Annotated in this window: 22 protein-coding genes and 2 tRNA genes; 8 read left to right on the top strand and 16 right to left on the bottom strand. The window is 47.3% G+C overall.

Going from position 1 to position 26,561, the window contains the following annotated elements; translation table 11 throughout:
- Positions 1–725: 725 nt before the first annotated feature.
- From AC27N8_RS16610 to AC27N8_RS16625, 4 genes are all read right to left on the bottom strand, one after another.
- A tRNA-Gly gene (locus AC27N8_RS16610) sits at positions 726–797 on the bottom strand.
- A 4-nt stretch (positions 798–801) separates the two neighbouring features.
- Positions 802–874 (bottom strand) — tRNA-Pro (locus AC27N8_RS16615).
- Between the two features lie 101 nt (positions 875–975).
- A complete protein-coding gene (locus AC27N8_RS16620; RefSeq protein ID WP_487068508.1) occupies positions 976–1,422 on the bottom strand; it encodes a hypothetical protein in 447 nt (148 codons plus the stop codon).
- Between the two features lie 120 nt (positions 1,423–1,542).
- The gene (locus AC27N8_RS16625) at positions 1,543–1,920 is read right to left on the bottom strand and encodes a response regulator transcription factor (RefSeq protein WP_487068509.1); all 378 of its coding nucleotides are present in this window, start codon (positions 1,918–1,920) and stop codon (positions 1,543–1,545) included.
- A gap of 219 nt (positions 1,921–2,139) precedes the next feature.
- Here AC27N8_RS16625 and AC27N8_RS16630 point away from each other — a divergent pair, with 219 nt between their 5' ends.
- Complete coding sequence (locus AC27N8_RS16630; protein WP_487068510.1) at positions 2,140–3,141, top strand: GAF domain-containing protein; 1,002 nt, start codon at positions 2,140–2,142, stop codon at positions 3,139–3,141.
- Positions 3,142–3,168: 27 nt separating this feature from the next.
- Here the strand turns inward: AC27N8_RS16630 and AC27N8_RS16635 are convergent, their stop codons facing one another.
- Both AC27N8_RS16635 and AC27N8_RS16640 read right to left on the bottom strand, forming a co-directional pair.
- Entirely contained in the window at positions 3,169–4,566 is a 1,398-nt protein-coding gene (locus AC27N8_RS16635; RefSeq protein ID WP_487068511.1) for a sigma-54-dependent transcriptional regulator, read from the bottom strand.
- Between the two features lie 35 nt (positions 4,567–4,601).
- Complete coding sequence (locus AC27N8_RS16640; RefSeq protein ID WP_487068512.1) at positions 4,602–7,043, bottom strand: ATP-binding protein; 2,442 nt, start codon at positions 7,041–7,043, stop codon at positions 4,602–4,604.
- Positions 7,044–7,363: 320 nt separating this feature from the next.
- On the opposite strand from AC27N8_RS16640, the gene AC27N8_RS16645 reads away from it, so the two are divergent.
- Positions 7,364–8,065, top strand: a complete 702-nt coding sequence (locus AC27N8_RS16645; protein ID WP_487068513.1) for a hypothetical protein — start codon at positions 7,364–7,366, stop codon at positions 8,063–8,065.
- A gap of 17 nt (positions 8,066–8,082) precedes the next feature.
- On the opposite strand, the gene AC27N8_RS16650 is transcribed toward AC27N8_RS16645, so the two are convergent.
- Both AC27N8_RS16650 and AC27N8_RS16655 read right to left on the bottom strand, forming a co-directional pair.
- Positions 8,083–9,390, bottom strand: a complete 1,308-nt coding sequence (locus AC27N8_RS16650) for a cytosine deaminase (protein ID WP_487068514.1) — start codon at positions 9,388–9,390, stop codon at positions 8,083–8,085.
- Positions 9,391–9,512: 122 nt separating this feature from the next.
- On the bottom strand, positions 9,513–10,898 hold the full coding sequence (locus tag AC27N8_RS16655) for a cytosine permease (protein ID WP_487068515.1): 1,386 nt from the start codon (positions 10,896–10,898) through the stop codon (positions 9,513–9,515).
- A 628-nt stretch (positions 10,899–11,526) separates the two neighbouring features.
- Between AC27N8_RS16655 and AC27N8_RS16660 the strand changes: the two genes are divergently transcribed.
- The gene (locus AC27N8_RS16660) at positions 11,527–13,638 is read left to right on the top strand and encodes a GAF domain-containing protein (RefSeq protein ID WP_487068516.1); all 2,112 of its coding nucleotides are present in this window, start codon (positions 11,527–11,529) and stop codon (positions 13,636–13,638) included.
- A 70-nt stretch (positions 13,639–13,708) separates the two neighbouring features.
- Here the strand turns inward: AC27N8_RS16660 and AC27N8_RS16665 are convergent, their stop codons facing one another.
- Genes AC27N8_RS16665 through AC27N8_RS16675 form a run of 3 tightly spaced genes read right to left on the bottom strand, consistent with a single transcriptional unit; the run spans position 13,709 to position 15,811 of the window.
- A complete protein-coding gene (locus tag AC27N8_RS16665; protein WP_487068517.1) occupies positions 13,709–14,341 on the bottom strand; it encodes a TetR/AcrR family transcriptional regulator in 633 nt (210 codons plus the stop codon).
- 31 nt (positions 14,342–14,372) lie between these two features.
- Positions 14,373–15,386 (bottom strand): cation diffusion facilitator family transporter, encoded by a 1,014-nt coding sequence (locus AC27N8_RS16670; RefSeq protein WP_487068518.1) that lies wholly within the window; start codon positions 15,384–15,386, stop codon positions 14,373–14,375.
- A gap of 2 nt (positions 15,387–15,388) precedes the next feature.
- Positions 15,389–15,811 carry an ArsR/SmtB family transcription factor gene (locus AC27N8_RS16675; protein ID WP_487068519.1) on the bottom strand — a complete coding sequence of 141 codons (423 nt, stop codon included), beginning with the start codon at positions 15,809–15,811 and terminating at the stop codon, positions 15,389–15,391.
- 190 nt (positions 15,812–16,001) lie between these two features.
- Here AC27N8_RS16675 and AC27N8_RS16680 point away from each other — a divergent pair, with 190 nt between their 5' ends.
- Entirely contained in the window at positions 16,002–17,903 is a 1,902-nt protein-coding gene (locus AC27N8_RS16680; RefSeq protein WP_487068520.1) for a sensor histidine kinase, read from the top strand.
- Positions 17,904–17,916: 13 nt separating this feature from the next.
- On the opposite strand, the gene AC27N8_RS16685 is transcribed toward AC27N8_RS16680, so the two are convergent.
- Positions 17,917–18,693, bottom strand: coding sequence for a transcriptional regulator (locus AC27N8_RS16685; protein WP_487068521.1), 777 nt, complete (start codon positions 18,691–18,693; stop codon positions 17,917–17,919).
- A gap of 151 nt (positions 18,694–18,844) precedes the next feature.
- Here AC27N8_RS16685 and AC27N8_RS16690 point away from each other — a divergent pair, with 151 nt between their 5' ends.
- Entirely contained in the window at positions 18,845–19,366 is a 522-nt protein-coding gene (locus AC27N8_RS16690; protein WP_487068522.1) for a hypothetical protein, read from the top strand.
- Between the two features lie 10 nt (positions 19,367–19,376).
- Entirely contained in the window at positions 19,377–19,781 is a 405-nt protein-coding gene (locus AC27N8_RS16695; RefSeq protein WP_487068523.1) for a response regulator, read from the top strand.
- 118 nt (positions 19,782–19,899) lie between these two features.
- Here the strand turns inward: AC27N8_RS16695 and erpA are convergent, their stop codons facing one another.
- Complete coding sequence (gene erpA, locus AC27N8_RS16700) at positions 19,900–20,307, bottom strand: iron-sulfur cluster insertion protein ErpA (protein ID WP_487068524.1); 408 nt, start codon at positions 20,305–20,307, stop codon at positions 19,900–19,902.
- Positions 20,308–20,526: 219 nt separating this feature from the next.
- Positions 20,527–22,161, bottom strand: coding sequence for a S8 family serine peptidase (locus AC27N8_RS16705; protein WP_487068525.1), 1,635 nt, complete (start codon positions 22,159–22,161; stop codon positions 20,527–20,529).
- A gap of 219 nt (positions 22,162–22,380) precedes the next feature.
- Here AC27N8_RS16705 and AC27N8_RS16710 point away from each other — a divergent pair, with 219 nt between their 5' ends.
- Both AC27N8_RS16710 and trxB read left to right on the top strand, forming a co-directional pair.
- Positions 22,381–23,487, top strand: a complete 1,107-nt coding sequence (locus AC27N8_RS16710) for a M20/M25/M40 family metallo-hydrolase (protein ID WP_487068526.1) — start codon at positions 22,381–22,383, stop codon at positions 23,485–23,487.
- Positions 23,488–23,597: 110 nt separating this feature from the next.
- Positions 23,598–24,548, top strand: a complete 951-nt coding sequence (gene trxB, locus AC27N8_RS16715; RefSeq protein WP_487068527.1) for a thioredoxin-disulfide reductase — start codon at positions 23,598–23,600, stop codon at positions 24,546–24,548.
- A gap of 70 nt (positions 24,549–24,618) precedes the next feature.
- Here the strand turns inward: trxB and AC27N8_RS16720 are convergent, their stop codons facing one another.
- Both AC27N8_RS16720 and AC27N8_RS16725 read right to left on the bottom strand, forming a co-directional pair.
- Positions 24,619–25,131: a hypothetical protein gene (locus AC27N8_RS16720; RefSeq protein WP_487068528.1), complete on the bottom strand. Its 513-nt coding sequence runs from the start codon at positions 25,129–25,131 to the stop codon at positions 24,619–24,621.
- 395 nt (positions 25,132–25,526) lie between these two features.
- Complete coding sequence (locus AC27N8_RS16725) at positions 25,527–26,450, bottom strand: class I fructose-bisphosphate aldolase (RefSeq protein WP_487068529.1); 924 nt, start codon at positions 26,448–26,450, stop codon at positions 25,527–25,529.
- Between the last annotated feature and the right edge of the window lie 111 nt (positions 26,451–26,561).

Below are 26,561 nucleotides of genomic sequence, written 5' to 3' on the forward strand. Positions count from 1 at the left end.
CAAGGGTAGAGAGAACGATAGAAGTGTGAAACTGCCCTTTATAAAGACAATTTTTATATTTATTTATTTATGAATATCTGTGTATAGGAGACGTTTCTCTTCTACCCTTGCATGGAAGATTCCAATCATGAATATGCAGGAATATAGTTTCATATTCCTTCCACAATGCCAATATTCATTCACAGGAAGCCCAACAGCCCCCCTTGCAAGGTTCATTGCTGTAAATATCTCTGGGGTCAGATTTTTTGATCTCAGCGCGTTATAGAGGGGTTGTTTATCTGGAAAAGGGGATATACATGATTGTATACGTATGTTCTTTATAGTATACTAAAGTGCATGAGAGTACACGTGTGTACGTGTATGTGTGTGTGGGGACTATATATATGCGTTTTTCTATAGTTCTAACGTTCACACTTTCTAGAGTTCTAGGGTTAGTAAGCATAAATTGGCTTCTCAAGCCTTTTTATAACTCTAGAAAAATGAAAAAGAGATCATATCAACTCTAGAAATGTCTAACGTTGACATTTTAGATGAGTCCGCGCACCCCGATATTGCGGGAGTAACTCAGTGGTAGAGTTCCTGCATTTTAAGCAGGGTGATCCACTCTACACATCCTGTTTTTTTGTCTGGAAACATCCTGTTTTGCATTCAAGAGTGCCTGCTTTAAGAATTAGGAAAGGAAAAATGAGCAAAAAAAAGAGCTCTTTCGAGCTCAAGAAGAAAAAAGCGGGAGACGAGATTCGAACTCGCGACAGCCTGCTTGGAAGGCAGGAACTCTACCACTGAGTTACTCCCGCAATATCGGGGTGCGCGGACTCGAACCGCGGACCTCCTGGTCCCAAACCAGGCACGCTACCAACTGCGCCACACCCCGTTGACTCACGTACTATATCATTCCGCTAGAGGTTTGTCAAGTACTTTTTTGTCAGTTTTACTAGATAGAAATATTTGGTTGAAGCCTCTTCCCTCCAGTGCTCAGTCATCCTTACGACGATACTTCAGTTTCAGCACAAGCAGGTTCCACTGCGTTCTAAGCATGTGGAATGGACCACGCCGTAATGGCGTGATGGTGACATTGCCATAGCGCGTTGACCGCGCTCGACGTGGCGGCGAGATAAAGTGTGAGCAAGCCACCAGTACCAGGCAAATAAAGCTTACAACAGCCAGGACCAGAGTAATAATATTTGGTCCGGCTAGATATGCATATGCTCCCGCTAGCAGTGCAAAGATCACTGCTCCTAAAAGGAGCCGTTCTACAGATGAAAGATTCCACATGCCTATCGACCGCGTTTGCTGTGTACGCAAAGGGGGTCCGGGGCGGCGGAATCTTTCCCCAAACTTTTGGGATTTCGCAGCCTGAGGGTCTGTATGCTCCAGGTTGCGTAGGATTTCTTCGATCTCACGTTCGTATCTATTTGGCATAGCCGCTCTGCTTCCTTGAACTCGTCAGAAGACGCTCTTGCTTGTAATGATACCAACTTTTCAGCGTAGAGACAAGTACTTTATGACATAATTTTCAGAAGTGAGAAGATGAATTGATTGTCAGTACGTTTCTCGCTCTAAAATAGCCCGCACTTTTTCAGCTAGCATGACTGGATGAAAGGGTTTTGTCATGTGTTGTACTGCTCCTAGATCGATACTTATACGTTCGTATATATCTTCCACATGCGCAGTAATCATCATTACCGGGATATCGTGGGTCATGGGATTTGCTTGCAGGCTCTTACAGATCTGATAGCCATCCTCTCCTGGCATCATGACATCTAAAATGATCAAATCGGGTACCTGGAAAGCGAGGAAACGATGCAATTGTTGTCCACTAGAGAGGGCATCCACCTGGAAGCCATAACGCACAAGAACAAACGTTATGATTTCGCGTATTTCTTTATCATCATCCACCACAACTATTCTCTTAGACATATATTATCCTGACACTCTCACCTTTCCGCCTTCTCTCTCTTATTATGATACAGATTTCCCGTGAGAAGTACAACTCGTCAGTCCAAATGTACGACAACAACGCCTTTTCTTCTCTCTTGTTACCATTGAAGTGTTGACTGCCTACCTTTCCTCTGTTATCATGTGCCCTATAACCTGATACCAATCTATATAGTAGTAATAACAGAGAGGTGGAAAGATATGATCACCCCTCCTCCCCCATGGTCAAGCATCTTACAGGGCATCATTAAATCGTCGGCAGAACGTCAACGCCTTTCCTCTGCACTCGGCGTCACCAGTATGACCCTATCGCGCTGGGCCAGCGGAGAATCGAAACCTCAACGACAACACTTAATTCATTTACTTCAGGCTGTAAGCCCAAATCAACGGCCCGAATTATTAGCTGCCCTTGAACAGCAGTATCCAGACATCCAATCCTGGTTAACCGAGGATACATTCGAACATATTCCATCGGAGTTTTTTGCCCAGGTACTCAATATTCGTACCACAACGACGGAAAGTTTACGCTTTTGGCGTATCAGTGAGATTATTCTAAAACAGGTCTTGATTCAACTTGATCCCAATCGTTTAGGCATGGCCGTCAAGCTTGTTCAATGTATGAAACCTGGCGCCGACGGAAAAATTCGTAGCTTACGCGAGCGTGCTGGCAAAGGCACGTCACCCTGGGCGGCCGATCTCGAACATGATGTACTCTTTCTAGGACTTGAGTCGCTTTGTGGTTACGCCGTTGAGGTCCGTCACATTGTCAATGATGATGATCTTAAACAAAGTAAGACTTTCCCCGCTGTTCAAGATGACTTTGAGGTAAGTGCAGCTGCCCATCCCATTCGTTTTGAAGGCCGCATCGCTGGATGCTTGCTAGCGTCAAGTACACAAACAAACTATTTTTCACAGCAGCGCCTCAACCTCCTCACAACCTTTAGCGATCTGATCTCACTCGCCTTCGATAAAGATGATTTTTACGATCCGACTATGATTGAACTACGTGTGATGCCAAAGCCAGACTCCCAACGTCCCATTCTCTCACAGTTCCGCCAGCGTGTCACTGAGAAATTCCAGCAAGCAATGTTTAATCAACAGCGTTTCAGCAATGCTGAGATAGAACTCGATGCCTGGAAAGAACTTGAAGCAGAACTCTTATCATTTCAAGTTGATCAACGTAATACCTACAACAAAAAGTAAACAGCTCAACAACTGTTAGCAGCAGATTTACTCAATGCCGTGTTTTTTCATCAGATAGCGCAACTGATCAACTTTTGCTAATCCCAGTAGCTCAGTAGCTTGCGTGCGATTGTGTTTCGCGGTCTCTAATGCCCAACGGACCAGATGTCTCTCGATGCGAGCAATGATATCATCCAAACAAACAGGGCTTACAGGTCGTGTATTTAACCATTGCTCCCATGGGTCATTATAGGCAATGCCCCCATACACCCCCTGTCCTACCACCTCCTGCGGTAAGTGAGCAGGGAGTATTTCATCGCTACTGCCTAAAATCATTGCTCGTTCGATGACATTTTTTAGCTCACGAATATTTCCTGGCCACGCATATGAGAGCAGCAATTGCTGAGCTTCAGACGAGATACGCGACACGTTACGACCCATCGTGCGATTAAAATCATCCACAAAACGTGAGGCAAATAACAGGATATCTCCCGGACGCTCACGTAATGGTGGTAACATAATCGTCAAAACCGCAAAACGATAATAGAGATCGGTACGAAATGAACCATCGATCCGTGCCTGATCCAGATCACGATTTGTAGCGGCTAACACACGCACATCTAACTTGACCTCTTTACTTCCTCCTAAGCGGAAAAAAGTGCGGGTCTCCAGGACCCGTAAGAGCTTCACCTGCATATCAAGGGGCATCTCGCCAACTTCATCGAGGAACAGTGTCCCTCTCTCAGCCAATTCGAGCAAACCGCGCTTTTGTTTTTTCGCATCAGTAAAGGCATACGGTTCGTAGCCAAATAGCTCGCTTTCCAACAAATGACTGGCGATAGCAGCACAATTCATTGCATGAAAGGGGCCAGCGGCTCGATTACTTTGCTCGTGAATAGCTCGGGCCACTACCTCTTTGCCAGTCCCACTCTCCCCCATAATTAAGACAGAAGCCTCACTACAGGCCACTCGCGACACCAGATCAAAAACTTCGCGCATGCGCTCGCTATGTCCCACAACATAATTAAAGTGATAATTATCGCTCCGCTCCTTGCGCAACTCGCGCAACTCGCGAGACATCGCACTGGTTTCAAGGGCACGCTGAACTACCAGTAACAGCTCATCCAAATCAAAACCCTTGAGCAGATAATCAGAAGCTCCTAACTTCATCGCCGCTACTGCTGTTTGGACATCACCATAGGCAGTTAACATAATCACAGGCACATCCAGATCAAACGTACGCATTTGAGCCAGGACATCCAGGCCATTTAATTTTGGCAAACGTAGATCAAGCAGAACGAGATCGATACTACGATGATGCAGCTCAGCCAGGCCAGCCTCGCCATCATTAACCGTAAGAACATCATAACCATAACGTTTCAGAAACCGTGCAAACTGATGTGGCAAATAAGGTTCATCATCAATAATTAGAATAGTCAAACCCACAACATACACCTCTCAAACAGCAATTTGTACATTTATTACACTTCAGATGATATTTGATGATCCCCCACATCCTCTTTCACCAGAATTTCTGCAAAAAATGGTATACGTACTGCGACAGTCGTCCCGTAGCCAAACTCGCTTTCAATACGCAGATAGCCTCCATGATCTTCAACCAGCCGCCGGCTAATTGCCAATCCCAGCCCGATACCATGAGCCTTAGTGGTATAGAACGGCTGAAAGATATGCGGCAATTGGTCAGTCGCAATTCCAGCTCCAGTGTCCCTGACAATAATTTCAAGCCATCTATCAACGCGGAACTCTTTTTGTGTCACAAGCCGATCAATCAGCCATGAATAGGCACTGACCGCCGTTCCTGAGGAGCCCGAGGGTTTCTGCGTAGGGGGACAATCAGAGCCAGCGGTATCATAGAGCGCCTGTTCAGTCGAGAGATAATGACATGCAAGAGTGAGCACGCCACCTTCAGACATCGCCTGAATGGCGTTGAGGTAAAGGTTTAATAGGACCTGCTCAATTTGATCAGTATCAATCCAGATTGAGGGGAACTCATCAAAGACACGATGAACTTCGACATGGGCATCAGTACACTGCTGTTGCACGAGGGCAAGTACCTGCTCACACAACGCGACAATATCGCAGCGCCTCCGATGAAGTTTTTTCGGTTTAGCAAAAAGCAGCAGATCCCGAACAATAGTATCCAGGCGTTTAACCTCCTTCAACACCACGGAGACCGACGATTGAATCCACTCCTGCTGACTTTCTTTCTGCACCAGCGTCGGTATAGTGAGAGCATCCGTATTCAGATCATCGTGCAGCATCTGCATGGATGTTTTGATCGAAGCCAGAGGATTTCTAATTTCATGAGCGACACTGGCCGCCATCTCTCCCAAAGAGGCTAGCCTGTTCAGGCGCTGCTTCTCCTCTTCCAGTCGATGCATGACAGTTACGTCTGTAAACGTCGTCAGCAGCCCCATCTGAGTGCTGGCAGAATCATAGAGAGCGCGTACATCAACCTCCAGGACTAATGCACGCCCATAACGATCTGCGGTCGTAATCGTCTCGCTCTGTGCCTCGCCAATATGCATACCAGTCAAAAATGCCTCTTGCTGCCAGAGAGCCGTTGGGCGAATAGTCGTAGTCATGGCATCAGATGCCATCATCGCCCGAATATCTAAAATTTTCTGCATTGGTTGCCCGAGTACTTCATAGGGATGATATCCCAGGATGATTGCAGCCGCACGATTGAAGGTATGAATACAGCCATTTTGATCGGTCGCAATCAAGCCACTCGGCACACTTTCAAGAATCAGGGCGTGCAAATGCTGATCCTCTAGAACCTGATGCAAAAGACGTCGGGCCTCATTGCGTGCCTGCACCGCTTCCTCAACCAGATGCATATTTTCTAATACCGCACTCGCCTGACTGGCAATGACCTGCAATAAAGCGATCTCTGACTGACGCATTTTCCAGGGACGATCATATCCACCGACAATACAGCCAAAGAGCGGAAGCTCGTATGCAGAAGATGGATCGCCAGGATGGTATGACACTGGTAATACGGTACCAGTTGGCGTGAGGGACTGGCTACCTAGCAAAGGAAAAGCAAAAAAAGTATTTATATGGTCTGGAAGTTCTTCAACATAACCATTTATGTATACCTGTTTACCATCACCGGGCCGCTCGATAATGATTGGTAATGAAGAGCGCTGCTCACGAAAGCGTTGAAAGAGGAGCGTACGCAATTGAGGAGTAATCCAGGAACCATCCTCAAGATTTGAGGATACCTCAAGCACTTCACAAAGATCTGCCTTTGAGATTTCACGGGTACGTTGTGCTACAACACAACGTAAACGCTCAATCTCAAACACCGAGCGATTCATCTGGCTACTGATGCTATTGAGTAAAGAAAGCTCGTAAATACGTTCACGATCATGTTCTAGTAAACGAGTATCTTCTAGCAACATAGCCACTACACAGGCGACCGATGTTACATCGGCCTCGGAGGCCGTGGCCCAATATGGCGGATACTCCAGTTGATTATCATGCTTCCCATGTCCACGTAATAATACCAGCACGCCAATCCCACGCTGCCGATAGACAAGGGGAACTGCAAGATAGGTAACTGGTCCTGGGATAGGTCGCTGAACCACACGTTGTTCGCGCCACGCATAAGCCTCAGGCTCATCGCTATGGATACCAATTGGATTCACATGCGCGACCGCAAGTAAAGCATCCGACCAACCAGGCACATCGTCAAAGGACCCTGAAGCCAACTGTAGCGTATTCTCCAGGCGAAGATAGAGGAGTACACAACGGCACCTGAATAATGTCGCTAAACGCCGTGGGAGACTATCACGTAAAGTACGATAATCAGTAATTGTGCTAAAATCATTAAGCAATGTATGTAGGACAGCAGCTACATTAATTTGCTCATCCCATTGTTCCACTTTCGTTGTCACATATGCCTCCTCTGCCTCCATTGCTACCTCTCTACTTCCTCCATGATCATAACTAATAAGTGATGATTATATCCCACTATATCAGAATACATACAAGATTACACGGATTCTATATAATTATGAATAAACTGTCATATACTCTCTCTATTATACAAGTCAGGTGTCAAATATACAAACGGCATATCTTATGAACAGCGAATAGCATGATAAACTATTAAAAAAACTAATTTTCTCATAAACCAAATTTGTCTCGCAGAGACTTGTGTATTACAATACAAGGAAATTCCTATCGCACAGGGAAAAGAAAGTCATAGAAAAATATGAGTCAATTAAACAGTCAGCAGCCAGAACCTCCAGAAAAGCCAGAGGAGGTCAGCCAGACCAAACACAAAAATACCACCATAGCCCCACTCTGGGTAGCGACGGTGGCAGCATTACTATTTGGAGTCGTTTACAGCATTTTGCCAACACGGGTTACGTTAGGTCCGAGCTGGCTCCCTTTAGTCATCGAAATCATTATTATTCTTCCTGGTAGAATAGCCCATTTCATGCAACATCCTTTCTCGCAGCGCGTCAATCGCATTAGCTCTTTCCTCATTTTAATCATTATAACCATCGCTCTGGCAATTGGCGTAATACTTTTAGTAATCAGTCTGCCCGACCGCCAGCAAGGAATTCAGGCAGTCAATTTACTACGCATCGGTGTCTTATTGTATATCTCCAACATCCTTGTCTTTGCTCTCTGGTACTGGGAGATCGATGGGCATGGGCCACATAAACGCTTTCAAACTGGACATAAAGCAAGTGATCTGCTCTTTCCCCAACAAGCCGACGGGAATAGTACAGGCTGGGCGCCACACTTCCTGGATTACTTTTTCCTGGCCTTTACAGGAGCGACAGCGCTCAGTCCCACAGACACGTATCCATTGACGCATCGGGCAAAGATATTGATGATGATACAAGCCTCCATCGCCATTACCATTCTCTCAATCATCATTGGCCGAGCCATCAATATTGTCTAAGCCACACAACATCATACTCATTCCTGCTGTGCTTGAGGATGAAAGGTAACAATATTCTCGTCGCTATGCGTATCTTCTCCGCGGCGAAGGACACTACGTGCTGGAGTCGTGGTAGCCACCTCGCGTCCATGCTTAAAGACATGCAAGCGTGCTGGAAGCAAGCGGAGGGATTCAAAGGCCGTCGGAGCATCTAACAAGAGAAAGTCGGCTGGTTTCCCTTCAACGATACCATAGCGATCCTGGATTTGTAACACCTGCGCGGCATTTGTAGTGATCAGATCGAAGACTGCATCAATCTCTTCATAGCCACTCATGTGACATAAATAGAGAGCTAATTGAGCGGCAGCCAACATATCACCTCGCCCCAGTGGAAACCAGGGGTCCATAATAGAATCATGACCAAGCGCGACATTTACGCCACCGGCCAGTAGTTCCTTAACACGCGTAATACCCCGCCGTTTGGGATACGTATCAAAGCGCCCCTGCAAGACCACGTTATCAAAAGGATTAGCGACCACATGTACCTGAGCACGAGCAAGCAAGCCAATCAGCTTAAAAGCATACGCGTTATCATACGAATGCATCGCCGTACAATGACTGGCGGTAACGCGACCTTGCCAGCCTTGCTGTATCGTATCAGCGGCCATCACCTCAGTAAAACGAGAGAGAGGATCATCAGTTTCATCGCAATGACAATCAATCGCGCGATCAAACTCTTTTGCCAGAGAGAAAGCATAATGAACGTCCTCGACCCCCATGTCTCGTGTCCATTCATAATGAGGAATACCACCCACAACATCACAGCCCAACTCCATCGCCTGTCGCATCAGTTCGCGTCCCTGAGGGAAAGACAAAATACCATCTTGAGGAAAAGCCACCAGTTGCAGATCACAGATATCGCGTACCTCCTCGCGTACCTCCAAAAGAGCTCGTAAGGCGGTCAGATTGGGATCACAGACATCCACATGACTACGAATATGCAAGGTCCCTTGAGCCACTTCCCATTGGATCTCCTCCAACACGCGCCGCTTCACATCTTCGCGCGACAGGCTTGGCTTACGCTCGCTCCAGATTTGAATTCCTTCCAACAACGTCCCCGACGTGTTATAGCGTGGTTGACCCACAGTTAACACGGCGTCAAGATGAACATGCGCATCAATAAATGGAGGAGAGAGTAAGCGCCCCTCAGCATCAATCTCACGGGCTGCCGTAGCAGACGAGAGATCAGGCGCAATTTTCGCAAACTGCCCATCCTGGATAGCGATATCGACCAGTTCAGTCTGACGATGCAGGCGAGCATGCCGGATGAGAGTCGCATAATGCATAGTTGATCCTTTCCAATTACAGCTAGCAAGTAGATTTTCTATATACCATAGCAATTATACCAACACAGAAAGGGTATCCTTCGCGAGTGAAGGATACCCTTTCTACCTGCTCGTGAGCAATTTTAGCGACCAGTCTGCTTCAATTCAAGAGGGCGCAAAATGAGATAGACGATGGCAGCGATAACCAATCCCAACTCAAAGCCGACGTCCATTCCACCCAAAGCAGTCGCGACAGGGCCAGCAAACAGCGACTGCGACGCGCCCAGGTAAACGCCAACTAATCCCAGAGCCATCGCAACAATCGCAGCCCAGCCAACGGGCAACTTGCTACGCGTATTCCAATCATCGACGTTGTACTTTCCGTGGCGGAAAACAAAATGCTCGATGATTAAGATAATCCCCCAGGGTCCCAGCCAATACGCAACTAACAGCAAGAAGTTTTCCAGCGTACCGCTAAAGTTAGCTGAGGCAGGGAGGGCAATCAGGATATACACAACGGCACCAATCAAGGTCCAGACTGCACGGTTCACCCTCTGAAAAGGACGTCCCAGCACCTGTATAGTCAAACCCAGACTGTAGTCGTTCGGAATATTATTTGCGATAACACTTAAGGCTAAAAAGATCAGGATAATCGTTCCCAGACCACCGAGAGGTTTAAGGACTAATCCCAGCGTCTCACCAGTGGTAGCTGCACCGTAGGCAGCCACGGTTGAGACAGCAACTCCTAATACCTCCAGGATAATCAGAGGAATCGTCACCCCTAAAAAAGTTAACCAGAACACACGACTGGAGGATGTCGTCTCAGGCTGGTTGACATTATAATCAGCCGCATAGGAACTCCAGCCAGTGGCGAAGCCATAAATAGCACCACCAAAGGAGATCATCGCCGCAGCCGAACTCAGATTAAAGACGGGGGCAGGAACGATCACCGTATGTGGACCAGCCAGAATAATGAACAGAAGAAAAATGATGGCCATCGGAATCCAGGCAAAGCGCTCATAGGCATGAACGTATTTATATCCATAAATACTAACAACCGTGGTAAGCACTGCAATGATAATAATTCCAACCCAACCTGGAACAGCACCATTACTCAGAGCTTGTACTAATTGTCCACCCACAATCACATTTACCGCAGACCAACCAATACAGGCGGCGATGTTAAAAAGAGCCAGAATAACGGCGCCCCACCAGCCAAAAGAGAAGCGAGTAATCGTCATTTGACGCAGGCCAAGCTTGGGTCCTAGCGTTGAAAAGAATGCAACAGGTAAAACACCTAACACATTAAAAATAATAATAATTGCGACGCTTTGCCAGAATCCGAGCTTAAAAACAGGAACCGCCAATGTGCCAAGAGCAACAGTTGAAAGGACAAGATTAGCCGAGAGCCACATCGTAAAATTGTCGAAAATACGCACATGCGTTCTTGCATCGGGAGAAACACGTTCAATACCATGTGTCTCAATACCACTCTCGGCCAAAGTAGTCTCAATAGTATCTGTAGCCAAAGCCATATCTCCTTTACGGAAACAAAAAGGTATCATACAACACAAAAAAGGCCATACACTTATGTACAGCGTTGTACAAAAAACATGGAGGTCTACTCCTTTCATTATAACAGGAAAAGTTTATCTATTGTCAACTAGAAAATCTTATCATCTATGGTTATAGAAAAACAATCCATCTCATCTCTGTGGATAAGCCGAAAACTACTACTTTTTAGCGACAAAATTAAATTGGAGAGCTGCAATTTTCTGCTTAAAAGTATAGTTTGAGCACATGCATAACGATACATAGCGCAAAAGTTCATAACGAAATAACAATTATGGATGGCTTGGCTGTTGATTTTCCACCAAATTTATGTAATGGGAGTGTAAACTCTAGACGTAGCGAAATAAAATGGGTACAATGACTCATATATAGTTATGGACGGAGTATCCATATGAAGCTTACCTGTAAAGGGCGACCAATGATGTAGCGCTCCAAAAGCACGCATTATCTGGTCGCTCAGCCGTACACTTAAGGTACTATCTTTTACACAGGGTTCGAGGCTTCTACAACAACCACGGTTCCAATGATTGCAGCAGTGGTGACAGACGCACACCTGTGCTATCATTTGTCAAATCAGGAGGTTGTATGTCTTTCAAGGCAAGTACAAATCATCAGCTTCCCACGTATCCGACCGCTGACTCTGAACAAACACTCGAACAGGTACTGACAGAGAATAGCGATCTACGCAAAGAGATCGAATTACGGACCCAGGAGAACGATCTACTGAATGAAGTCATTTCAACAGTTGGCTCAACGTTGAGGCTTGATGAAGTGTTACGACACCTTGTGGACACAGTTGTCCGCGCGACTTCCTGTCACATTGCTTTTATTTATCTCTATGACAAAGATAAAGAACGACTGGTGCTGGCCAGCACCAATGAGAAGCATCGTCATCTGGTAGGTAAAATCACAATGGGGGTGGGAGAAGGAATCGCGGGCTGGGTCGCGCTACATCGTCAACCAGTCTTTTTGACAGATGAGGCATTGGAAGATCCTCGCTTTTGCTATTTCCCGGAATTAGAAGAAGAAAAATTCCAATCGATTATGACTGTACCGATTATTACCAAAACACGTCACTTAATTGGTGTAATTACGGCACAGGCGATTGCACCTCACGAGTTCACCGAACAACATCGCGTATTTATCAGTAACACCGCATCACTAGTTGCCAGTGCGATCGAAAACGCACAATTGTACGAAAATACCCAGCGCAAACTGAGCACCTTAACGACCTTATCGGTACTCAGCCAGACGATTAGCTCAGGCCTTTATCTCGATGACATGCTCCGCTCACTGGCGACGCTCACGGTTCAACTTATGGAAGTTGATCTCTGCGTCATTATGTTAATGGATCAAGCTCGCGAGAGGGATCTGGAATCCTCACGGCAAGCCAGACGCCTCACCGTACGAGCCACGTCTCCCAATCTCAACGATCGCGGCCAATTCCACTCAATTGACATCGATCGCACAACATTGGAACGCCTCCGCGAACTCAACGAGGCCAATCAGACCAAAGATAGCACACATAAACCTTTTGACCTGGACCATGAAAATGAGCATGCACTCGAACGCCTCAATCCGCTTAAAGACAACCAATATCGCGCCTTGATCTCCGCTCCTCTTATCGCTGGCACCGAGCAGCTAGGCTTGATCAATTGCTATTCAAATAAAACACGGCGCTACTCTCCAGAGGATCAGACCCTCTTGACAACCATTGCCAACCAGGCAGCGATCGCCATCAAAAATAGCTATCTGGTCAATCAATTGGCTCAAAAGAACCTGGTAAAAGGATTCTTCGATGATCTCATGCAAGGTACCAGCGACTCAGAGGATTCGTTACGCCAGCGTGCTCATTTTCTGGGATGCGACCTCACAAGACCCCACGCCGCTGTTATGGTTGAGATTACCCATGTAGATGCTCGCTGGGATGAAACGCCATCAACTCAGAAATCCGGTAAAACCACGGAGCGCTTACGCAATCCACAATTCACAGTTCCTGCCGACACGAATACAAACTATGCACAGGGAGTCTCTTTGCAGGCCGCCTATAAGCGTATGAGTGGCATCATTCGGCGCCGCATTCAAGATAACTATTCAGGTTCAGTCTTCTACGAGCACGAAAACCTGATCACCTGCATTGTACCCTTGAGCAAAGATCCCGGTGGGACGCGTCTGAAAAATTGGTTGAAAGATCTCTCACTTCAGATGCGCAACGAATATGACGTTTTTCTGTCCATTGGCATTGGTAACACCTGTCAGTACATCAATGACTATCGCCGGGGCTTTGCTGAAGCCAATGAAGCGCTGCAAATGGGACAAAATTTACAAGATCCCAAGGGTAGCGATGGTAAACATCCGCCGATCGTCACCCATTTTAACGACCTTGGGGTCTACCGCTACCTCTATAAGATCGCTCATATGGATGATCTACGGGACGTCTATCAGGATCAGATTGCTCATATCGACAGTTATGACCAGCGGAAAAATACCGATCTGCTCGATACGTTAGAAACGTATCTGGAATGCGCAGGCAACCTGACAAAGACATCGGAGAAGTTGTTTGTGCATCGCAACACACTCATTCAACGCCTGGAACGTCTCCAATCATTGTGTGACATCGACTTGCAAGAGCGGGGAAATTGGCTCACGTTACAGGTAGCCATCAAAGTGTATAAGTTGCGCAGTAGTGGCGAATAGCCATAACAGCGTAAAAAATAAAGGGGAGTCACAGGTGTGTGAAATGCCTGTGACTCCCCCTTACACGTATCTATTTTCCATCCGCCGCAATGCCCCTGAAAAAGATTTTTTCAGCACAAGTGATCACCTCTTCAAGCGGAAGGTTCGTTTCTGTAGTCAAGCGCTCGTAGCTTTTGGGCGAAAGCAGGCTGATAAAGGCGCTGGTCATAACATTGGTTGGCAGATCAGGATTAAACTCCCCGCTGGCCTTCCCCTCATCAATCAGTTGCCCGACATGCTTCGTCACAAGATCCCACGAATCACGCATGCAATTCCCTTTCTCCATGAACAGATGCCGCATATCGACGCTATAATATAAAGTGGAGAAAAGGTGGATACGCTTATTAAAAAAACCTGCGTACATTAAATGATACAGGGCCTTCAGTTTTTCTTTGGGAGTGGCTGACGTATCCATGATTTCATCGATATGAAGGAGAAACTCTTCCATATCATGCGCAAAAATCGCGACGATCAGATCATCTTTACTGGGGAAATGCAGATAGACGGTTCCTTTGGCGATACCCACGCGACTGGCAATTTCATCCATTGAGGTTTCGTGATATCCACGTTCAAGCAAAACCTCCTCTGCCGCTTGTAGAATTAAAGCTTCACGTTCCTGACGCTGCTTCTCTTTTAAGGAGCGTGGAGATGGGGATGTTTGCATTAATGCACCTTCTTTAGTTTACATCATTACTTCAATGTTGATGATGTCCGGTCTCAGATAATGCGGAGACTGTTTGATGATCCTCATCATGATCGGCATGCGCATGCTCACGCGTTCCCAGGCTACAATAGAGACTCTCATTTTGACAACACGTCTGTCCATGATCCTTACACTCACATTGAATTGTAGCATGATTGATATGATATTTTGTCTGAAGCATCGTGCTGATCTCGCTCAAAATGCGTGCATTCTCTTCTGGAGCCAGATCACAGATAGAGACATGGCAGGACAATGTGGACATCCCACTCGTGATGCGCCAGACATGTAAGTCATGCACATCATTCACACCTCCCACGGCTTTAATATCCTCTACCAGACTGGTCAAAGAGATATCACGTGGTACTGCTTCAAGCAAGATATCAGTGGTTTCACGCACTATCCCCCAGGCACCAAAGGCAATAAACACGGCAATGCCAATAGACAATAAAGGATCAACAAAAAGCCAGCCCGTAAAGAGGATGATCAAACCTGCCACGATAACTCCAACCGAGGCACCAACATCCCCAAAGACATGAAGCGCGGCCGCACGCACATTCAGATCTTGCTCTTCCTTACGCAAGCCAAATCCAATAAACAGGTTAATTGCAATACTGATACCAGCCGCAATAAACATAATCCCTGGCTCAATCGGAGCCGGATGCTGAAAACGTTGAATAGCTTCCCAGGTGATCACAATGGCGATAAGAATCAACATCACTGCATTAAGCAATGCAACGAGAATACCTACGCGATGATATCCATATGTCTTCCGTTCATTAGAAGGACGCTCCGACTGACCGGCCGCAAACCAGGCCAATCCGAGAGCAAACAGATCTGTCAACGTATGACCAGCATCTGAGAGCAGTGCCAACGAGTGGGATAGGATACCTCCCACCACACTTGCGAGTAATATGACCATGCTCAGGAAAAAAGCCGCACGCAAACTCTGGCGTGCCATGCCATGTGCATGATTATGTGCATGTGCATGGGTATGCGTTGAACTCATGATTACTCCTCCCACGCTTGCTGTTCACGCACATGATCAATACTCATGCGCAACAACTGACGAATATGCTCATCCACTAGCCGATAATAGACCACCCGGCCTGCTTTGCGCATAGAAACAATCTTTTGCTGGCGCAAAACACGCAACTGATGTGAAATCGTACTATCATCACGCCCAAGGCCGCTGGCTAAATCACAGACACACAGTTCGCCAGTTGGAGCGCATAGAAGTGCATGCATTACTTGCACACGCGTCGGATCACTCAGTACGGAGAAAAGAGTAGCAATACTTACAGCATCAGCTCCCTGGAGCAAATGGCGTTGGATCTCAGCGACGTGTTCGACATGAATAACGCGTACAGAACACCCTTCATCGGGCGGCGTTGCTCCTATAGACGGTTGAGAGGCAATCACTTTTGTAGCCATAAAATTGGATCCTTTCCACGCATACATGCACAGTCATGCAGATATCGATGCTGTTATTATAGCATAGAAAGAGGATTTTCTCAAGGAAATCTGCTTGCTACTTGCATATCCAAAGACGGAAATGCTAGACTATAGCGTGCATACCATATTCCTTACAGAACAGCATATAAGCCATGCTTGGTGGCAGCGCATGCGCCCCAAACTCACCATGTTGTATCTACTTGTCGCCTTGATCCTGCTCCTGATCAGTGGAGCGGGACAGTTTCGTTTGTTCAGCGAGATCGGCAAAGTATTTGGTGGTTTTATCTGGACTGTTGACCTCGCAAATTCCAACGGACAAATCACAATTATTTCTGTGCCCGCAGATCTCCCTCCCTTTGCGGTTCCGGCTGGTTCACTTACCAGTGATGTGCATATTACATCCGTCAACCATATTAACGGAATTGCAGGCATGCAAAAAGCCTATCAGCATGCACATGCGCAAGATCAGATTACCTATACAGCACAAGGCAATGGAATGGCTCCCTTCACATTGACACGTCCAGCCACTATCTTCACGTTTGATATGTGGTGGCAGACATACGGACTCACCTTTATCGCAGGTATCAGTTGGCTCATTGTCGGCCTGATACTGCTAGCGCGCTCTGCTGAATGGACAGGAGCAGTTGAGGGGCTCACCATGTTACCTCCTGCCATGCTCCTGTTATTATCCAGCCATTGGGGAAATATCACCACCGCCGCCGCGCCCGATTTTGTCGCACAAATGATCTGGATACCTTCTTTTGCATTACTGGGAGCTGCGTTCATCCATCTTAGCCTGACGTATCGACCCATAGCAATGAGTAAAGGACGTAATCCAAGCTGGCTCGTGGATGGATTACCATATGCTCCACTGCTGCTTCTAATAGCTTACGAATGGATCTGCTTACTACGATTTGGGTATGTTCCATTACGCCTGAACATTGAGTTGAGCCTTGGATATGCAGTCATCGGGGGAATTATTAGTTTTAGCATTGGTATTATCTCAATTGCACACATTCTTGGTATCTGGCCCAACAATGGCAATCCAGCCTCAGCAATTGCCCCTCATGTTCGCCACTATCTGGGAGACCTCCTGACCCTATGGATCGGGGGAATTGGTTTAGGTTTTTGTTTCGGCGTACTACCTATCTTGCTGCTTGGCAAAACGCTCTTACCGCTCTCGCTCTTTTATATTTTAGTCGCGATCTATCCACTCTTCTTATTATATGCAATCCGTTCCTTGCGCCTGATTGGACGCCTGAACGTGACACTAAATCAGCGCGAAGATGCTCTTCAAGAACAACAAAAAACCGCGAACATTCTCCTCCAAACCAATGAAGAGCTGACACATGCAACGTCACTTTTACTCCATGCAGACGCTCATCTACGCTCAATTCTTTCGCAACGTATCCATGATCAGCCGAAACAGCAGGCCCTACGCATCCGCTCGCTGCTAGGCTATTGGCAACATAAGCTCCAAATCGAAGCGGAGCGCAGTCCGGACGGAAAAGTTTCTGCGCTTCAAACAGTTGAAGCTTTAGGAAAAGTGCGTAAAATCAGCGAGGAGTTAGAAAGAGATTTACGCGGATTGCAATTATTAGTGGAAGATGCCTATCAACGTCGTAGCCTTGGTCTGAAGCTCCATTTAGAGAAATTGATCAAAGAAGACGTCCCACTTCTGCATCCCGAATCGTTGCTTGAGGTCAAGCCAGACCTGTGGGCAATCGATGGGCTTAGTCCAGATCTAGAACAAACCGAGGAGGGGCAAAAAATTGCGGAGGCTATCTCCTATACCGTGACGCAGGCACTCCTCAACATCTACAACCATGCTGGCGCCAGCTTCGCAACAATCCGCACATTCTGGAATGATGGTGTCCTCAAAGTGGAGATTGCCGACGATGGACGCGGTTTTGATACACAAAATATTCCACCAGAGAAAACCAGTCTCTTTAAAGCGAAACTAAAAGTGCACGCGGCTCATGGCACAATACATATCAGTTCTATTCCTCGTCCACAGCCGCATCATGGAACCGTCATTACGCTGGAAATTCCACTTCAGCAAGAAACATAGCCATACAATTTTTTTAAGGAAAAGATGGCCCATCACGCAGGCCCGCATATGCTTCATAGGCATGTGCTAAGAGTACACGACGGCCAGGATCACTGGGAGCTCCTTCAATCGAAAAAAATGCATAGAGCTCACTGACCAGATTTTCAACCGGTCCAATATTTGGAGCACCTCTGGCATTGAGAAACCCCATCCGCAGCGCAATATCATCATTGCTCAAGCCAGATGCAATCAGCGACGCACATTCTTCCTGCCGTGGTGTCAAACGCTGACCACGCAAACGCTTGACTAAATAATTGAGCACCTCGGCATCAATAAAGGTCTCATTGCGCGACACAACTGTCGAAGCGATATGTTCTAGATAAGCTGGCTCCATATTATTGAAGAGGGCATATCCATGCAACCCAGATGATTTACCAGCACGACGTCGGGTATTGCGCAATGTGCCACGGCGTGTATATTCATGGCGAAAGACCTCTGCCGCCAGGGTCCAGCTTGGGTCTTGCGTATAGATAACTACGCGCAGACCGGGAGCAATATCCAGGAGGATGCGTCCTAACTCCACACCATTACTCGCTCCCAGGCGCAGATCAGAGAACACTAACCAGCCAGCCAGCGTGGGATTTTCGACCTGCTTCTGACATAATCCTTCAATGAGGGCAATGGCGCTTGTAGCATCGCCTGACTGCCCACAAAGTTGCAAAAGCTCCGTCTCCTCCACAAACTCACATACCCCTCGGCGTTTGACGGGTGTGTCGTCGATGACAACGACAGAAATCTGTGTATTTTCCATAATCATAGTATATGCTGCAAAAGCGAGCAACGTCCAGAAGGTCAGGCAACATTTTGGAAAACTTGTACGGATTTGCCTGGCGTTGTAAGCTATGAAAAGATCTAATGATGCAATGTTGTAGCGATTGCAAGAGTAAGCAAGGAGTTCGATAGTGCCTGGAAAATACAGATCTGAACAACCATCTCAATCCGGCAAAGCACCAATCCTGGGGCAAGGTCATGGCTTGAGCGATGAAGAGGGCGATATGATCAAGCAGATGATTCGCACAGAACAACATTCTGCGCGTGAACTGTTCATTCCGCAGCAAGATCTAGCCTCGGAGGCGACCACCAGTATGTCACCTCCCACCGCACAGGTTATTCATGCCAGTCATATTCAGCAAATTCTAGAGTTGTTTAATCGCGACTTTCTCTATGGGCAGGGACGGTTCGATGCTTACAAGGATGGTCTGATCTTCAAGTGGGGCGATGGCTATTCACGCCGCCATATCTGGGCCAGTGTCCAGGACGGCAATCTCGTCCTTGAAACCAGCCATACTAAAAAATGCGATAAGCCCTATTGCAACGGTACCCATCACATTCTCCCCCCTGATCTTTACATGAATCCAGCCATTGTCAATCAGGAACTCGGGGATCTTTTCCGCCGTCCCGTCTATGAAAGCCCAGAAGACTAGGAAAGTTATCGTGACCACAACTATTATTGCACTGGAAAAAGACTTGTTCTTCGCAGTGAAAATCCGTGACACGCTGCGCCATCATGATATGGATATCACAATCACGCGTACGCTGACTGGCTTTGAGCAAGAGATTGGTGCACGCGATAGGAGCACGCCAGGATTGGCCATTATTAATATCGCGACCAAGGGAGTGGATTGGGAGACAGCCATCCAGGCTGCGCATGCTCACCATCTGCCAGTATTGGCGTTTGGCTCGCATATGGATCTCGATGCGCGGGCTAAAGCCCTACAGGCAGGAGCACAAAAAGTTGTGGCTAACTCTAAGTTTGCGCGTGATATGCCCGGTCTGGTTCAGCGCATGCTTGATACATCTGAGAACGATCGTAACGCTAGCGATGATGACGAAGAGTAATATACGCTTATCAGCAGAGGTGTACCTCTATATAAAAAGTGTTCCCTTACATCTGGTAGGGGAACACTTTCATCAAAGACTGAGTATTAGCAAGCTGCCACCCAATCAAATGTATGATTTAGTGACCGCAACCACAGCTACGAGCTTCGCTCTCGCCACCGCCATCAGCAGTTTTGAACGAATGCCCACAACCACAGCTGGAAACAGCATTAGGATTATTAACGGTAAAGCCAGCGCCCATTAAGCTATCGACATAATCGACTTCGCTTCCCGTGATATAACCCAGGCTCATGTCATCGACGAAGACGCGGATATCGCCCAGAGAGACGATTGTATCACCATCTTGCTCTTCATCGAGAGTCATTCCATACTGGAGACCTGAGCAACCGCCACCAGCGACAAACACGCGCAGACCCAGGGCAGGATCATTTTCCTGCTTGATCAGCTCGCGAACTTTTTCGGTTGCGGCTGAAGTCATCGTGAGAACGCTTGTCTCAATCGCTGACTGCTGTCCCTGATCAATCATATAAATTCACCTCTCTGAAAGGGGTATCAATATGCCCCTTATGTTCCAGACAAAACGACTACTGGGTTAACAATTACATTTAGCTGTATTGTAACCCACACAAAATGAAGCGTCAAGAACTGATGCTTCATTTACGACAACATTCCGTACAAAACATTTATTTCCATATCATCCATAAACATCAGGAATAAGTCAGCTACAGAAATTTTTCCCATCTCTTTATAATCCAAAACGCTGTTGTACATAGATAATATTGGCCAGTAAGCTTGGAACATCAGGAGGGGTACCAAACAAAATATCGCTACGTTGCTCCTGACCAGCCGAAAGACGCGCAATAATATTGGCCGCAGACCATCCTTGCGCCATTAAGTGTGCTCCTAACGCACTCATCATAGGAGTTGAAAACGAAGTCCCTCGCCAATCAGCCCAACCACTACTATTCAGCTCACCAGTGGGAAAGGTGGGCGAAATAAAAACGCCACGAACCGCATCTGGCAAACCATGCTTATCAAGCACACCAGGTCCATCCCCTCCCATCGTAGCGACGCCCGCCTCATATGAAGGTAAATTAGCCGCATTGGCAAAATTTGAAGGTGAAAAATTGCTATTTATAGATGTAACTCCCAGCGTTGACTCATACCGTGCGGGAGCGCGTGGCGGACGTGGAGGCAGATTGTTTTTACTCGCCAGAAACGAATCATTTCCAGCAGCGGCCACAATCAGAGCGCCATTCGCGGATAAACTCTCAAACAAGAGACGCAAACCTTCTTCGATCTGTGTCAGAGCACGCTCTGCTCCTATCAATTGAGAGGTGGGCCATTGACGATCTTGAAACCACAGATATGGCAGGCGTCGCACATCAGGCATGATCGTCAAGCTGAGATTGATAACCAGACGACGAATGGTTCCCGAGGCGAGTTCCCGCTCAAGATCAGTGAGAATCGCAAACAGGCTATAAAGATCGCTCCCTCCAAAGTCGTTCAGAACGCGTACCAGGCGAATATGTGCCTGCGGTGCGAGATCTCGGACAATCCCTGAGACAAAGAGGCCGTGATCAGGCATAAGATAATACCGTGACTGATGACTAACATCGTGGCCGGTACGCACATCGTTTGTCAATGCATACCGATCATACTCGACGACGAAAGAGCCATCTTCCTCATGCATATCTTCAGTGAGCCGTTGAAGTAACCAATTGCGACGTAATTCCGGACGCGTAGCCGCGCTACGAATACGATCAGGATGATGAGCAGTATCCAGCACAACCACTACCACATCCTCTGCGTTTCTGCTATCCAGCGCAAGATTCTGAGGCAAAAATCTAAGATGCCAGCCGGGCGATGAATTCGCTGGAGCCTGGATGTCCATCACCGGAGATGGAGCAGGAGGCACGGCGGGACCACCGTCGCTATAGAGGAGCGGAGCAGCGGTTACCAGCCAGTTAGGCATTGCTGATATAATATGCAGACCCATCTGAGCAAAATATTCTAAATGGGCATGGATATAGGAAAGCGTCATCGGCAGTGGATCACCTTGTGACTCCTCTAGATGGCGCGTATGAAAAAAGATCGCCACCAAAGGTTGCTGGCGATGGCGGCCAAAGACAAAGGCTCGACGACGAACCGGCGGCATCGTCGGACTATCATACCAGCGTCCGGCAGTGCCATAGAGATCTAGCGAAAGATGATAACGAGCAAGAAAGGTATTCAATTGGATACGTATCTGCTCAACCACCATGTCCAGAGCGTCGTCCAGTGGAGCACGCGTTAAGCGCACAACCACAATCATTTCACCAGGAATCCAGTGGAACAGGCCCGCAGGCGTTCCCATGAATTCCGTTGAGCTACGAGACATGCACGGATATCCCCCCTCCACACAGTGTGGTACAAGAAAGTATTAGGTGGTGTGGCTTTGACTTGCCTTTGAGAGCGCAGTACAAGCTGAAGCGAAGAATGGTTCAATTATAGCTTAATAGAAGTTGAGAGACAACTTTACATCCCCCAATTGGATGCTGCCACCAGAAAGACAACAGCTTCGTTCTAACATTATGATGAAATAGAGGAGATAAACACAATGTTCATATACGCAGATCAACTTTATCAGACATTAGTGGAACTCGTCGGCCTACCCAGCACTTCAGGACATGAAGACGATGTACGAGCTTATCTTGAACGCTATCTCGCTCACCTGGGAATAACGACACATGTCGATAGCACAGGTAATCTTATTGCGACCGTAGCAGGCGAGGGAAAACCAATCCTACTTAACGCTCATATGGATCGCGTGCCCCCGGGGTTGGGGCATACACCAACGCTCCGTGAAGGTGTTCTCTATAGCGATGGCCATACCAACCTGGGCGCCGACGATGCAGCGGGTATCACAATCATTCTTGAAATACTACGCCGCGTGACTGAACAACAGCTATCGATACCACCTCTGGTCATCTTATTCACTGTCCAGGAGGAGACTGGTCTCTGTGGAGCTCACGGCTTTGATGGCACCGCATTCAATGTCACCGATGGTATCGTGTTCGATAACGCCTTTGACGCTGGCATAGTTGTTTCTCAAGGCGCAGCGTATGAAGCATTCACCATCACCATTCATGGAAAATCAGGGCATCCTGGAAAAGATCTTGCGGGAACAGTCAATGCAATCGACATATTCAGACAGGCCCACTACCTATCTGGTTCACAGGCATCCGACCAGACCCGCATTAACATTGGGAAGATCAGTGCTGGCAGTGCACGTAACGCCATTCCAGGCTCAATGATAATTGAAGGCGAGATCCGTAGCTTTGAGTCTACCGACAAGCGGCAACAGTACAAAGCTGCGCTCCAGGAGGCTTTTGAGGAGTCAGCGCAGCGCCTGGGAGGACGCATAGAGATCACTTTTGATACACACAATGATGGGTATAGCATTAGCTCAGACGAACCCTTACTTCAAATCTACCAGGCCGTCTTGGCTGAGCGCGGTGAGAGTCTGACAACGAAACCTACGTTTATTGGGAGCGATACAGGAAGCTTTCGCCCTACTATCAAAGCATTCACGCTTTCGACAGGGGCCGTGAATGAGCACACCAGTGACGAATATGTTCCGCTTGCACCGCTTGAGCAGATCGTTGTAGATACATTGTACCTACTCCATCAGTGGCGTGCCCGGACAGTCAATGATCTAAAGTAGTGTTGCCACTATCTTTCCTCTCATGCATAAAAGCAAGAGGCATAAAATGATGCAGCTCTTTGTTATCATAGGTACAAGTTTATTGCATAAGTGAGGGAAGTATAGAGAACATGTCAAAAACATATGGTGTGATTATCATCGGTTCCGGTCCATCAGGCTATACCGCAGCTATTTACGCTGCGCGTTCTAACCTATCTGTGCTCATGCTACAAGGGTATCAGGCGGGTGGACAGCTGATGCTCACCAGCGATGTGGAGAATTTCCCCGGGTTCGAGACTGGTATCCTGGGGCCTGAGATGATGGAAAAGTTTGAGAGTCAGGCCAGACGCTTTGGAACAGAAATGATTCCTGAAGATGTAGTCGCTATTGACTTTAGCCAACGCCCATTCACCGTTAAAACAGATAGTGGTGAATACAAAGCACGCTCCATCATCATCTCCACAGGAGCAAGCGCAAAATGGCTGGGACTGCCAAGCGAGAAGCGCCTCCAGGGTCGTGGAGTTACGGCCTGTGCGACATGTGACGGCTTCTTCTTTAAGCAAAAAGATGTGATTGTCATTGGTGGCGGCGATACAGCGATGGAAGAGGCAATCTTCCTGACACGCTATGCTGATCATGTCACGATTGTCCATCGCCGAGACAGCCTACGTGCCAGCAAGATTATGCAGGATCGTGCTATCAAGCATCCCAAAATTAGCTTGCTCCTCAATAGTGAAGTACTTGAGATTCTTGGTGAGGAGGCGGTCACTGGCATCCGTGTCCGTAATGTCAAAACGGGAGAAGAGGATATTGTAGCAGCTCAGGGCTTCTTTCTTGCCATTGGACACAAACCAAATACTGACTTGTTCAAGGGCGTCATTGATATGGATGAAGCTGGTTATATCGTCCCTTCTGAGTTCACAATGACCAACATCCCCGGCGTTTTTGCCGCCGGAGACGTAACAGATCATCGTTATCGACAAGCGATCACTGCCGCTGGCGATGGCTGTCGAGCTGCCCTTGATGTCGAACATTGGTTAGCCGAGCAGGGCGAGAATGTGGATATCGAAAGCTGGGATTAAGCTCCAACAACTCACCAGAAACCATACAAAAGCCCCTTATGACCCATACATAAGGGGCTTTTTGCGAGACTTATGACCCGTATATTTCATTAGCTAAGCCCTGGAAGGAACTTGTAACGAGTTGTTGCCGGTCTAAGCTCGTTAGACGCTCCCATATATGCAAAAGCTTTTTTTCGTCATATATTTCTACATGCTGTGAATCTTTTACCTCTACAGGTAATATCTTGCCCACCTCCTCGATACATTCCTCTTCCTGAAAGAGGACATGTCGGATCAGCCTTCCGTGAACAAAATACCAGAATCCATAGGTATGAGAGAGACTCTCCGCTACAAAAGCGAAAATTCGCCTCTCACGAGAAAAAGCCGCCAGCATAGGTTCTCGCCAGGTAATAATACACAGAGGATCACAGAAGACGGTCCACGTCCCTACCTGGCCGATAGCAAAAGGAACCGGTAAAGAAGCTGAAAAAGCATCTCGCGCCGGGAAGGTATGTCCTGTAAGCACAAATGAGCCCGGGAAATCAGTTATGAACTCAGGAGAAGTCATATGTTCAACGAAAAAAGCCGCAGTATTCCATCGCATGTTTCACGCCTCCCTGTCTGCTACTTCATTCTTATGAAGTAGAGACAAAAATCAGCTCCCTAAACTCAAGAAGCCTCCTACTCTGATCCTCACAACGGCGTCAGAAATTCTGCACTTATCACGCTTAAAATACACCTACAATTACACGCTTATCTCAAAGCACTTACTACCACCGACCACTATTATGTAAGACGCTAAAATGCTGAAAAAAATACATAGTATTGCTACAAATAACCACATCTCCAAGCAAGGGTTTTAGAATGAACGCCACGTAGGAGATGCTTTTCCCCGTCCCTTCCTATCTTACCTTATTTATTCCACAACAAAAACGCCCCCCTGCTGCGGATACCGGGGAACGTTTTTGTTTGCTTAGACGCAAGAAACTATAGATGGAACTACTTCACAGATCCTTCATACAGACCCATAATGGTTCCCAGGAATTTAACGGCATCATCATGACTGCGCTGGAAGGAATTACGGCCCATGATTGAACCAAAACCACCACCATCACGAATAGCACGCACCTCATCGAACACCTGATCGTCACCAGCGGTAGCACCGCCAGAAAAGATGACAATCCGGCGTCCATTAAAGGAGCTCTGAATCACATGTTGCACGCGCTCCGTCAGAGTCGATGTTGGGATCTCGTACTTCTGATAAACCTTCTGAGCTTCAGCCAACTCTACTTTCGCGGATGGCAACTTCACCTTAATAATATCCGCCCCTAATTGGGCTGCGATCTGAGCAGCATAGGTGACTACATCGACTGCCGTCTCACCCTCTTTGCTCAATGAGCTTCCACGAGGATAAGACCAGACGACAGTAGCAAGACCGGCGGCTTTTGCCTCGCGTGTCAAATCGCGTAGCTGCTCGTATATATGCGTACGCTCCGTTGACCCTGGATAAATAGTGAAGCCAACAGCAACACAACCAAGACGCAACGCATCCTCAACACCCGACGTCAAAGCGGAGATAGGGTCACGCTCATCGTTTAAGACATCATGATTGTTACATTTCAGAATCAAAGGAATATCGCCAGCGAACTCAGCCGCGCCAGCTTCCAAAAATCCCAGAGGGGCAGCATATGCATTACAGCCAGCATCAATAGCCAGTTGAAAGTGATAACGTGGATCGTAGCCAGCAGGATTGGGCGCAAAACTGCGAGCAGGTCCATGTTCGAATCCCTGATCCACAGGGAGAATAACCATTTTACCAGTTCCGCCCAGGCGACCATGATTGAGCATGCGAGCAAGATTGGTGCGCACACCAGGATTCTCACTCTCGTACCAACTTAAAATTTCTCGTATACGGTCTTTCATTTTTCTGTTCCTTAAACGTACTTTCCGTACTTTCCTTTCAGGAAACTATCACAAACCTTAGTGATAGGGGGCACTCGTATTGTATCACGATGTGCCAGAGACATGCATACA

It is taken from the genome of Dictyobacter sp. Z7_2, assembly GCF_057551105.1.